Genomic DNA, 12,214 nt, shown 5'->3' with positions numbered 1-12,214 from the left:
GCTCTGCCTGAGCTGTCAATAATTCTAGTTCTTGTAGTGTTGGTAGAACTTCTGCCTGATACAGCTGAACGAGTGCTTGAAGCTGTACTTCCTCCAGATAGAGCTGAGCGTGTTGCGGTTCTGCTTGTAGAGCTTCTACCTGATAAACCGGCGGTTGCAGATGAAGAGGTGTTAGCTAAGCTTCTTCTGTAAATACCTGAACTTCTGCCTGAACGGTTTCGAGTCAGACTACTGTAGTAGCCATCATAAAATCCATGAGAGTATCCTCCATAGTAACCGTAATAACTGCCATAATACCATGGATCGTACCAACCACCGTAATACCATGGGTTGTACCATCTGCTCCAGCCACCATACCATCCAGCGTATCCGTAATACCATGGGTCATACCATCTTCCATAGTACCATGGTGAATACCAGCGACTGTAATACCATGGATTATACCATGGGTCATACCATGGATAGAATGAGCTCCAACCCATTCCATAATAGATATTAGTATTCCATCCCCTGTTATTATATCCTTCGTAGATATCATCACCTACATAAACTATTACTTCATCAGCACCTGTTATTCTTATGCTTGATTCAGGCTCGTGAAACCTTACTATTCTATCTGTATACTCATACTCTGTATACTCATCAGATTTTTCGGTATAACCTAGCTCGTTTATTGTATCAGTATTATTGCCACGGCGATTATATTCGTCAATATCCCTGCCATTCGCAGTTACTTCCATATTTGAAACATCACCCTGAACAATTACTACTCTTTTTTTCTGTTGTTCTGGTTCTTCGTACTTACGAACTTTTTCAGTTTCCTTTTGAGAAGGATCAGCATAGATATCATCCCATTCCTGAGCGAAACCTAATAGAGGTATAGTGACCAATAAAACCGAAAGTAAAAAATTTTTAGTTTTCATTGTCTCTTCCTTTTTATATTGTTGCTTTATTTGTTTCTATCACTGTATTCGACTAATTTACCTATCGATAGTTTAATCTAAAACCATATAATATAATAGGTTTACATACAAATATACAAGTAAATAGGGTATTCTACTATCTAAAAGATGCAGAATATGAATAAACGCTGCATTATCTTTGGTTAAAAAACATCAATCTTAAGACCATCGTAGGCAAAATAGGTGTTTTGAGGCAGTTCTTTTTCTATTTTACCATGCAACCCCATTTCATGACTCATGTGAGAGAAGTAGGTCCTTTTTGCTGCAATTCTTTTTGAAATATTCAATGCTTCACTCAGAGACTGGTGCGAAATATGTTCTGTTTTTCTAAGCGCACTTATTACAAGAGTATTCAAACCCGTTAATTTGGAATATTCACTTTCAGGAATCGATTTAACATCAGTAAGATATGCAAAATCCTTTATCCTAAACCCCATAATTGGAAGCTTGTAATGCATAACTCTTATTGGGGTAATTTTTAATCCTTCAATATCAAAACTATCATACTCATTAATCCGCTTGATTTCTATGTCCGGTACACCTCCATATTTCTTTGGATTAAAACAGTATGGCAATCGTTCCCTGATGACATTCTCCAGGTGTTCTTCCATATACAGTTTTACTGAGCCAAAAATTGAAAAAGGTCTTAGATCATCAATTCCACCAACATGATCGTAATGCTCGTGTGTCAAAAGCATGCCGTTAATTTTACCGAAAGGCATTCCCATCATTTGTTGTCTGAAATCTGGAGTACAATCAATAATTAGTACTTTACCATCAACTTCAATCCTTACAGAAGAGCGTAATCTTTTGTCACGACTGTCATCTGATGTGCATACATCGCAATTGCAACCTATTTGAGGAACTCCTGTTGAAGTTCCTGTACCTAAAAAAAGTACTTTCATATGATACTTCTTAATAAAAAAAAGCTACTCCATTAGCGGGTAGCTTTCTTTTTCCTTTATGAAGTTATTATTAATAATCTCTCTCCAATATCCAAAGGTCATTGAAAGGTACCCCGTAAGTTCTCCTTAGATAGTCGGTATCCCCTTTTGCAGTATAAGTACTGTATATTTCGTTTCTTTTTGCAGCAGCTTGTTCTTTTGTGTCGTAGCTTGCTACAATCACTCTATACATACCTTGCTCATTCTCAGCCAGAATAACTTTGTGACCCTCGTTTTCCATTCTGCTTTTAAGTGACTCAGCATTAAGTTTTACACTTAGAGAAGCAATCACAACGTTAAATCTTTTTAGTCCTGCAGCATCAGTTGCATAAACCGGTTCAACTTTTTCTTTTCTAACAGATACTTCAACCGGAGGTAATGGACTTGCATCCTTTACAACTGTTGTTGGTTGAGATGCAGATTGCTGAATTTCTCTTTCTTTGGCAGCTTCATATACTTGTTTATATGCACTCTGTTTTGGTTTACAAGAGGTACCCAAAACCAACAATCCTGCAAAAAATAAAATTAAATGGAATTTTTTCATGTAAGTTGAGAATTTATTAATGTACGTAATAATCTAAATTTAAACGGTTATCGCAAAGATAGTAAAGAAGGTTATCTTTCTATTATTAGTCGTGTGAAAATAAATTAAAACTTGACCCTATGGTGCATCAAAAACAAGTCTGATTGGTCTCGGTGTTAGCTCAAGTTTTTGTCCATATGATAAAGTGTCGGTAAATACAGTATCTCTATAATTGGATTCCGGGTTGGCAATTAAATAAATATCCCATGCTCCCTCGTTAAGGCCAAAAAAATAGAACATTCCGTCAGGATCAGGGAAAGTAAAAAAGGTATCAGTTTCCTGGATAATGGCTACATATGGATTAGCCTCGATTGGTGCCACATAACCTTTAATAGATGCACCATAAGTTTCGGGGAAAGCCCTTGCTGAAGGCCTCAGAAACCAGTTTCCATTAATCTCTCTTATAGAAAGTGCTGCATTTATATCAATAATTATACTTGATATAACATTGGTCGCAAGATCAGCATTTATGTTTTCAATAACTACACCATCAATAATCTCAGGTGAGAGCTGCAATGGTACTGGAGCATCAGTAATAGTTACAATCCTATTGTTATTTCCAAGTATAATCTTTATTTTTTCAATCTTCTTGTATGATGGAAAGTACTGATCCACAAGTTGTACTGTTTTTCCGTTCAATAAGGTCAGCAGATTGTACTCCCCACCTGAATAATCAAGTGTTATCCATTCCCCTTCAATATTTGTAGAATCGGTTGCAAAAACAGAAATCTCATTAATATCTACATGAAGCTCTTTTAAAGTTAAAGATGTCGCATCTGTCAGTTTGATTCTTAACCTGGCTGCGTTTTCACTTACATCTTCTATATTGCAACCTGTAAACAGAATAATAGTTAATATTATTAAATAGTATGTATAAAAATTTGATTTCATTCTGTTGTATCTGTTAATTGATTGACAAAAATACATAATTCCAATTATCTTTGAACATCTAAATTAATTATATTCATCGAGTGCCCTATTAACAATACATTTAAACAATACTTTAACAAATATGTTATAAAATATATTTGAATAAATCGAAACAAACTACAATGAAACAGTTTATCTACTTTCTTAGCATCTCACTCCTATTAATAGGTTTGAATGCATGTAATCATCAAAAGGACAACAATTCGAATCAAAATAGTGAAGGTTACTCAGAGGCTTCAAATCCCACCACTGTTCAAAAAATTGATGCGACATTGTTACACGACAAATTAATGTCCAGCTTCAGTGACGACTGGATTGAAAGAGAGTCCGATCCTGATTTGTATCCTGAATATTATGGAGGTTCATATGTAGACAACAATGGAAATTTCGTAATTGCTGTTACAGGAAATGCTGATAGAAACAGAGAAGCTCTGAAAGAAATCCTGAATACAGAAAATTTCAGGATAGAAACTGTTAGTTACTCTTACCGACAGATGATGAAAGTTATGGACGAAATTGATAATTTTCTTGTAAGTAGCAATATACCTGACAACCATCCGATGCTGGAAAAATTTGCCGGTGCTTATCCTGATGTTATGGATAATAGGGTTAAGGTACTTCTTACAGAGATCAATAATGATATTATTAATTCATTCAAGAGAGATGTAACAAATTCCCCCTTGATCGTATTCGAACAAGGGGAAATTCCTGAATTATATTAATTTATCCTGCTTTAGGATTAGTTCTCATCTGTAGCAGGTAAACTAGATACCAGATTTCTGTCACCGAATGCATTATCTACACGTGCAACATTAACCCAGAATTTATTTTCTCTGACATAAGGAAGTGGATAAGCTGCTTTGCTTCTAGTGTAACTGTGCGTCCATTCATCAGCAGTAATCTCATACTCGGGGTGAGGGGCATTTACAAGAACATTATCTTCTTTGCTATATTCACCTCTTGAAACTTCAATTATCTCCTCATGGATCTCTATCATAGCATCAACAAAACGATCAAGTTCTGCTAAACTTTCGCTCTCTGTTGGTTCTACCATTAGAGTTCCATGAACCGGGAACGATAAAGTTGGTGCATGATAGCCATAATCAATAAGACGTTTTGCAATATCTGTTTCAGTAATACCTGATACATCCTTCAGACCACGGCAATCCAGAATCAGCTCGTGCCCTACTCTTCCCTCTGAGCCGCGATATACAATTCCATATGAATCATCGAGCTTTTCAGCAAGATAGTTTGCGCTCAAAATTGCTACGGCAGTTGCTTCCTTCAACCCTTGTGCACCCATCATCCTGATATACGCATAAGTAATTTCCAAAACTCCAGCACTTCCATAAGCTGCTGATGATACTGTATTCACATCAGTGCTGAATGTAACGGGATGTCCCGGAAGGAAAGGAACCAGATGTTCAGCAACACAGATTGGACCAACTCCCGGGCCTCCTCCACCATGAGGAATTGCGAATGTTTTATGAAGATTCAAATGACATACATCGGCACCAATTGTACCCGGATTAGTGTATCCCACCTGTGCATTCATATTTGCACCATCCATATACACCTGTCCACCAGCCTCATGAATCAATCTGCACATCTCTTTAATTTCAACCTCAAATATTCCATGAGTTGAAGGATATGTAATCATAAATGCTGCCAGATTATCTCTGTGCTGATCTATCTTCAAGCGTAAGTCATCCATGTCAACATTGCCCTTAACATCAGATAGCACGGTAACCGGGGTGAAGCCTGCCTGAACAGCACTTGCAGGATTAGTACCATGAGCAGAAGCAGGAATCAATACAATATTTCTGTGCCCCTCTCCCTTACTTTCAAGGTAGCTAGCAATAGTTATCAACCCTGTATACTCACCTGCTGCACCTGAATTCGGCTGCAGGCTTGTAGCTGCAAAACCGGTAATTTCTGCAAGCATCTCTTCAAGTTCATCAATAATTTGCCTGTATCCTTCGGCTTGTTCAACCGGTGCAAAAGGATGCATCCTCTGTAAACCGGCCATACCCAATGGGAGTAGTTCAGATGCTGCGTTAAGCTTCATAGTACAAGAACCTAAAGAAATCATAGAATGAGCAAGTGATATATCCTTGCGTTCCAGACGTTTAATATAACGCATCATCTCAGTCTCTGTATGATATTTATTAAAGACAGGATGTTTGAGGAATGATGATTTTCTCTGCTGATAATCCTTGAGAGATGTTTTTTCAGGAAGGTCATCAATCATAAATACCTTAGAACTACCAGTAGTCATTGCGAAAACAGCAAGCAGTTCATGAACCCTGTATGCATTAGTTGTTTCATCTATACTTATTCCTATTTCACCAGTTTCGAAATAGCGTAGATTAATAGATCTCATCTCAGCATTCTCACGCACATCTTTTGTAGTAATGCCTTCAGGTAATCTTATTTTTAATGTATCAAAGAAACTCTCATTCAACTGTTTGAAGCCCATTTCTTTGAGTTCTTCGCTTACATAAGTAGCAATTGAATGAATTCGTGAAGCAATCTTTTTTAGTCCTTCGGGACCATGATAAACTCCATAGAATGAAGCCATTGTTGCTAGTAATGCTTGCGCTGTACAAATATTTGAAGTAGCCTTCTCTCTTTTTATATGTTGCTCACGAGTCTGAAGCGCCATTCTCAGTGCAACTTTCCCATGTGCATCTTTTGATATCCCTATAATTCTCCCCGGTATGGAACGTTTGTATTCATCTTTAGTTGCAAAAAAGGCTGCAGATGGACCTCCATAAAACATGGGAACTCCAAATCGCTGACTGCTACCAAAAGCAATATCTGCACCCCACTCACCCGGAGGAGTAAGCAGAACTAAAGACATAAGATCTGTTGCAACCGCAACTTTACAATTAACACTATTTGCTTTCTTCACAAACTCACGATAATCTTCAACGCTACCATCACCATTAGGATATTGAAGAATTGCTCCAAAATATGATTCATCAAAAGTGACAGCTTTATAATCACCCACAACCATCTTTATACCTGAATAGCGCATGCGAGTATTTAAAACAGCAAGAGTCTGTGGAAATATGTTTTCATCAACGAATAGAGTATCTACATTATTTTTAACCTGATCTCTACTTCTCAGTCCGTACATCATCGTCGCTGCTTCAGCTGCTGCAGTAGCTTCATCAAGTAGTGAGCTGTTTGCAAGTGGTAAAGCAGTAAGTTCACTTATAATTGTCTGGAAATTCAGTAAAGCTTCAAGTCTCCCCTGCGAAATCTCTGCCTGGTAAGGTGTATAGGAAGTATACCATACAGGGTTCTCGAATACATTTCTATATATCACTGCAGGTGTTATTGTATCATACCAACCCATACCGATATAAGATGCAAATATTTGGTTTTGAGAAGCAATACTTGCAATTTCCTCAGCATATTCCTGCTCAGAAAGAGGTTTTGGTAATGATAATGGAGCTGAAAGACGAATATCAGAAGGAATAGTTTGATCAATAAGTTCATCTATTGAATTTAAACCTAACGTTTCAAGCATCTTTTGCTTATCATCATCATTGATACCAATATGCCGATTTTTAAATTGTTCCATTTCAATCATATTGAGCTCTTATTTTTTTTCAGTTTTATATTATTATGAAATATTGTTTGATGTTCCGACAAAAGGATTATTCTTTTTCTCGTAACCAATTGTTGTTGTGGGTCCATGACCCGGATATACTATAGTCTCATTTGGCATTACAAATAACTTAGTTCGTATGCTTTCAACCAGCTCATCAAAATTACCACCTGTAAGATCTGTTCTTCCTATACTTCCTCTGAATAGCACATCACCACAAAACACACTACCCGATTCTTCATTATAAAAAATAATACTTCCAGGAGAATGTCCGGGTGCATGAAAAACCCTAAGTGCTTGATTACCAAAATTTATCACATCACCTTCATTTAGCCAGTTCCCAATTTCAGGTTTATAATCGCTGTCTGAGCCGGGAATACCAAATAATCTCAGCTGATCAGAAATATTTTCCAGTAAAAATTCATCATCTTTATTACACTCCAGTGAAAGACCAAAATGTGATGTCAGATAATTTACTCCAAAAATATGATCAAAGTGTAAATGTGTATTTATTATATGCTTTACCACTAAATCATGATCAATTATATAATTTAAAATGAGAGCTTTTTCATCTGCATAAAAACATGCAGGGTCAATTACAACACACTCATTTGTTTCGTCAGCTAAAAGGTATGTATTTACACCAAGAGGGTTAAATTCAAAAGTCTTAATTTTCATTGAGGAAAATAATTTTATGCGAGTAATCAGTAAAAACAAATTACAAAATTACCACTACAAAATTAGCAATTTATTTTAGTTAACCGGCAGGTATACCAGCTTTTTCGTTTGGAAAAAGGGTTCCGAAAAGTATTCCGAAAGTGACACTATATCCACAATGTTTTTGAAACTCTTGGTTTCGGAAGTGAGATCTCCACCTTTAAGACATATAACTCCATTTGGAATTGAGTTATTTTGCTCGCGAGATATATTTTTATTTGTAATTTTAACAAGTTCAGGTAGAAGCATTACGGCGCGGCTTACTATAAAATCAAACTTGCGCTTTTCATCTTCTGCTCGTGAATGTTTAACTTCAACATTTTCTAACCCTATAGCTTTAGCAATCTCTCCGGCCACACGCACCTTTTTACCGATACTGTCCAAAAGAAGAAATTGCACTTCAGGAAAAAATATTGCAAGAGGTATTCCGGGAAAACCTCCTCCGGTTCCTACATCCATAACTTTTGTACCGGGAGCAAAAGATACATACTTAGCAATTGCTAATGAATGCAGTACGTGATGCAAATAAAGGTTCTCTATATCCTTTCGTGAAATTACATTTATCTTATTGTTCCAATCTAAATAAAGATCGAATAGAGCTTTAAACTGACTCTTTTGGAGTTCAGTTAGTTTTTGAAAATAGTTTTCTATCACTTTCACTATAAATCAGCCAGTTTACTTACAATAGTATTTTCTCTTAAAAGCGAACGTATTACGTTATATGGTATAAAAACCTGAGGAGCAGTTAACTGATATGCCGAATACTCACCTTTATTGTATGTATATATTATACCTTTATCATTCAGTAAAAAGTTTTTATTTGGCACAATTTCATTTATTCCAAAGAAACCCAAATCTTCCAGCTCATCTATGGTTTTGACCCCATTCTGCTCTAGTAAAGATGTAATAATCAGCCCCTGCAATGCTTTATCATAACCTGCATTAAAAATATCATATTCAGTAATCTGATCCCCTGTGTTCAAGTTAATTACATGGTTTGAGTATGATACGTAGTAAGAGGCTGACTCACCTTTGCTATTTGATTGTTTTATCTGAAATGATAAAATACCATGTTGATTAAACGTTATGGAGTCGGACAAGCTTTCATAATAAGAATAGAACAATTTATCAATTTCATGTTCACTATCGTCAACATCTATACCCGGAATAAGTGCATTTAACTCTTCCATATCTGACACAGATTCGCTGTACGTATAAGCATCATGCGAATAATTATCGATATAATTGCTTATATATGCTTCAACTGCAGCCAATGGTTTAAGATCCTCAAATGAAGGTCCAAACATGTTACTTACAAAAAAACGTTGTAAAGTATCCAGATTTGTTTTTGCACTCTTAACAGGATATACAAAATTCACACTTATATCACAAAATGGTCTGGTACTGTCATTATCAAGATGCTGACGTTTGTTTATACTTATTGTATCAAAGCTGATTTCGTTCTCTGCCTTGATTTTGCTGCTACCACTATTACCACACGATACCATTAACATGATAACAAGCAATAACAGGCTGAAAATCAATTTTCTGATTGTCACCTCCATAGAGAAAAAGTTTTTAAACAATCACAAAATTACGCTTTTTTTCGGTAATACCTCGTTAAAGGTCCAATTTTAGTAAGTGTGTCCGTCGTTTTCAAGTTCGTCAAGACCCAGCTTCTTCTTCTCAAGAGATCTCCATGCAAATATTATATATCCTAAAACAATTGGCACAAAGAATGAGACAACAGACATAACTGAAAGTGTAAAAAAACTGGATGAAGAATTGAATATTGTCAATGAGCTCTCTAAATCCACCGATGAAGGATAATATGCTGTATTATTAAGTCCACTAACCAATAACAGCATCATTACTGTAACAACTGTTCCCGGACCTGCATACCAAATTCCATTCTTGAATTTTGAGGTTGCAATAGTTCTAATTATTCCATATAATACTGAAACAACACCAAGGACAAACAAAATACCAACAACAGGCATTTCAATTAAGTTGTTCAGGTATTTCATTTTCTCAAGATAGATGTTACCGGATTCAGGATCAACTGCATACCCTTCAGCCACAAGTGTCCATATAAGGAATATCAGGAAAAACACAACAAAAGGTGCACCGTTATAATGAACGAACTTACGGGAACGTTTAACCAGGTCTTCATGATTGAGTCTATTTATAAAGAACAGACTCGCTAAAGTTCTTGCAAGGAAAAATACAGCAAGGCCAAGAGAAATATTTCTAAGATTGCCTATTAACTCAAGCCCCATGAGCGGGTTCTGCCACTGACTAATAACAAGTCCAGCTTCACCTAAACCAACTATATTACCTTTACCCACTGTGAATTCAGAACCGGTGAAAAAACTTGCCACAACAATACCTAAAAGGAATGTGCTTATCAGACCATTTAAAAACAGTAATGCACGATAGGTACCCTGACCTAACAGGTTGCCCGGTTTAGATTGAAATTCATATGATACTGCTTGTGCTACGAAACTAAAAAGCATAATCATCCAAACCCAATAAGCACCACCAAAGCTAGTAGAATAGAACAGAGGAAAGGCTGCAAAGAATGCTCCTCCAAATAAAACAAGAGTAGTAAATGTATACTCCCATTTACGTCCTAATGTATTTACCAGTAGTTTTTTCTCATCTTCTTTACGTGATAATGAAGCCAGTAACGATTGTCCACCTTGAACAAACATAAGAAATACTAGTAGTCCACCCAAAAGAGACATTATAACCCACCAGTATTTTTGTAGAAATTCATATGTAATCATTGCGATTGAATTTTTTAGTTAAACCTTACTTTTCGTTGCCAATTTCAGTGGCAACCTCCTCAGGACCCTTTTTAATCTGCTTCACCATAATTGTTACTTCAGCAATCAGAAGTACAGTGAAAATAACGGCAAACATAACGAATGTAGTTATTACATGTCCCGGAGACAGTGCCGAAGCGGCAACTTCCACAGGTAGAATATCCTGGATAGTCCAAGGTTGTCTTCCCACCTCTGCTACAAGCCAGCCCAGCTGTCCAGCAATATAAGAAAGAGGAATACTCCATAAGGCTATATATAGAAGCCATTTGGTACTACGTAGATCTTTTTTGTATTGGAAAAAAAGAATAACCATGAAGAAGAGGATGAAATACATCCCTATCATCACCATCAGGTGGAAACTATAGAATGTGAGTGGTACATCAGGAACCAGATCTTCGCCTGTTTCAAGATACCCATAACCAAAATGTTCATAGTTCTCTCTCAAAATAGTTTCATAATTTGCAGCCTCTGATGCAGCAATATTTGCAGCCTCTGAATTGCCGGCTGCTATAGCTTCACTTTCAGCTTTTTTAGCCATTTGATAGTCGGCCAGTGCCTTTATTGCCAGTTCTCCCCTAGCCTTCCTTTCCTCAAAAGAGAGAGCTGTAGAACCATCCTGCAAAGTATATCCACCGTCTATAATATCTTTAATACCTGGTACAAACGCATTTATATCTCTATAACCCAGAAGAGACAAAAGTTTAGGTATTTCCATCTTAAACAGGTAAGGGTCAGCATCATCGTTGTATACTTTCTTTGAAGGATTCAGCATTCCAATCATTACAAGTCCTGCCCCCTCTTTACCCTCGTACAAACCTTCCATAGCCGCAAGCTTCATTGGCTGTTTTTGTGATACCTCATAGGCAGAACCATCACCGGTAAAAGCCAGCATCAGGAAAGTGATCAGACCTACAATAGATGCCAGCTTTATACTTTTAAGAGCAAAATCGATATGCCTGTTTTTCAGTAGATACCATGCAGAAACACCCACAACAAACGATGAGCCAACTGCAAGACTTGCAAACACAGTATGCAAGAACTTGTTTATTGCCACCGGAGAAAGTGCAACGGCCCAGAAATCAACCATCTCATTTCTGACTGTATCAGGATTAAACTCCATACCAACAGGATGTTGCATCCAGGCATTAGCCACAAGAATCCAAAGTGCCGATAATGTTGCTCCTAAGAAAACCATCCACGTAGAAAGAAGATGAACTCCTTTACTCACCCGGTTCCAGCCAAAGAACATAATAGTAACAAAAGTAGCTTCAAGGAAGAAGGCTACAATCCCCTCAATTGCCAGTGGGGCACCAAATATATCTCCAACAAACCAGCTGTAGTTAGACCAGTTTGTTCCAAACTGAAACTCCAGAATTATACCTGTAGCTATACCAATAGCAAAGTTAATACCGAAGATTTTTTGCCAGAATCTTGATATATTTTTCCATTTTTCATCACCTGTTCTTACATAAATAGACTCCATTATTGCCATTATGAGAGCCAAACCTATTGTAAGAGGTACGAAAATCCAGTGATACATTGCTGTAAGAGCAAACTGTCCTCTGGACCAGTTTACAGTAGCTGCATTTAAAAGAAAATCCATAGGATAATATTTTTTTACTTAATTATTT

General features: G+C 36.8%; 10 protein-coding genes and 1 pseudogene. 1 reads left to right on the top strand and 10 read right to left on the bottom strand.

The genetic code is table 11. From position 1 onward, the window contains the following. From PHO43_RS07640 to PHO43_RS07625, 4 genes and pseudogenes are all read right to left on the bottom strand, one after another. A pseudogene (locus PHO43_RS07640) lies at nt 1-923 on the bottom strand (hypothetical protein); the annotation flags it as partial. Between the two features lie 182 nt (nt 924-1,105). Further along, nucleotides 1,106-1,867 (bottom strand): MBL fold metallo-hydrolase, encoded by a 762-nt coding sequence (locus PHO43_RS07635; RefSeq protein ID WP_045089575.1) that lies wholly within the window; start codon nt 1,865-1,867, stop codon nt 1,106-1,108. Nucleotides 1,868-1,937: 70 nt separating this feature from the next. Next, nucleotides 1,938-2,450, bottom strand: a complete 513-nt coding sequence (locus tag PHO43_RS07630; protein ID WP_045089576.1) for an SPOR domain-containing protein — start codon at nt 2,448-2,450, stop codon at nt 1,938-1,940. Nucleotides 2,451-2,567: 117 nt separating this feature from the next. Continuing rightward, on the bottom strand, nt 2,568-3,380 hold the full coding sequence (locus PHO43_RS07625; RefSeq protein WP_045089577.1) for a DUF4382 domain-containing protein: 813 nt from the start codon (nt 3,378-3,380) through the stop codon (nt 2,568-2,570). A 161-nt stretch (nt 3,381-3,541) separates the two neighbouring features. Here PHO43_RS07625 and PHO43_RS07620 point away from each other — a divergent pair, with 161 nt between their 5' ends. Then, entirely contained in the window at nt 3,542-4,141 is a 600-nt protein-coding gene (locus PHO43_RS07620) for a hypothetical protein (protein ID WP_053826301.1), read from the top strand. A 17-nt stretch (nt 4,142-4,158) separates the two neighbouring features. Here the strand turns inward: PHO43_RS07620 and gcvP are convergent, their stop codons facing one another. The 6 genes from gcvP to PHO43_RS07590 form a co-directional block, all read right to left on the bottom strand. Next, nucleotides 4,159-7,020 (bottom strand): aminomethyl-transferring glycine dehydrogenase, encoded by a 2,862-nt coding sequence (gene gcvP, locus PHO43_RS07615; protein ID WP_288008967.1) that lies wholly within the window; start codon nt 7,018-7,020, stop codon nt 4,159-4,161. A gap of 33 nt (nt 7,021-7,053) precedes the next feature. Continuing rightward, nucleotides 7,054-7,716 (bottom strand): MBL fold metallo-hydrolase, encoded by a 663-nt coding sequence (locus PHO43_RS07610; RefSeq protein ID WP_045089579.1) that lies wholly within the window; start codon nt 7,714-7,716, stop codon nt 7,054-7,056. A 75-nt stretch (nt 7,717-7,791) separates the two neighbouring features. Continuing rightward, nucleotides 7,792-8,415, bottom strand: coding sequence for a 16S rRNA (guanine(527)-N(7))-methyltransferase RsmG (rsmG, locus tag PHO43_RS07605; protein ID WP_045089580.1), 624 nt, complete (start codon nt 8,413-8,415; stop codon nt 7,792-7,794). Then, a complete protein-coding gene (locus PHO43_RS07600) occupies nt 8,415-9,320 on the bottom strand; it encodes an RsiV family protein (protein WP_288008965.1) in 906 nt (301 codons plus the stop codon). The genes rsmG and PHO43_RS07600 overlap by 1 nt, the downstream gene beginning before the upstream one ends. 69 nt (nt 9,321-9,389) lie before the next feature. Continuing rightward, nucleotides 9,390-10,544, bottom strand: coding sequence for a cytochrome d ubiquinol oxidase subunit II (locus PHO43_RS07595; RefSeq protein ID WP_045089582.1), 1,155 nt, complete (start codon nt 10,542-10,544; stop codon nt 9,390-9,392). A gap of 25 nt (nt 10,545-10,569) precedes the next feature. Beyond that, nucleotides 10,570-12,186 (bottom strand): cytochrome ubiquinol oxidase subunit I, encoded by a 1,617-nt coding sequence (locus PHO43_RS07590; protein ID WP_045089583.1) that lies wholly within the window; start codon nt 12,184-12,186, stop codon nt 10,570-10,572. Nucleotides 12,187-12,214: the final 28 nt, after the last annotated feature.

The sequence above is a fragment of the Lascolabacillus sp. genome (assembly GCF_028696275.1).
In the GTDB taxonomy this organism is placed as follows: Bacteria; Bacteroidota; Bacteroidia; order Bacteroidales; family Dysgonomonadaceae; genus Proteiniphilum; species Proteiniphilum massiliensis.
The sequence above is the reverse complement of the archived record's forward strand: the minus strand, read 5'-3'. Positions and strand labels throughout refer to the sequence as shown.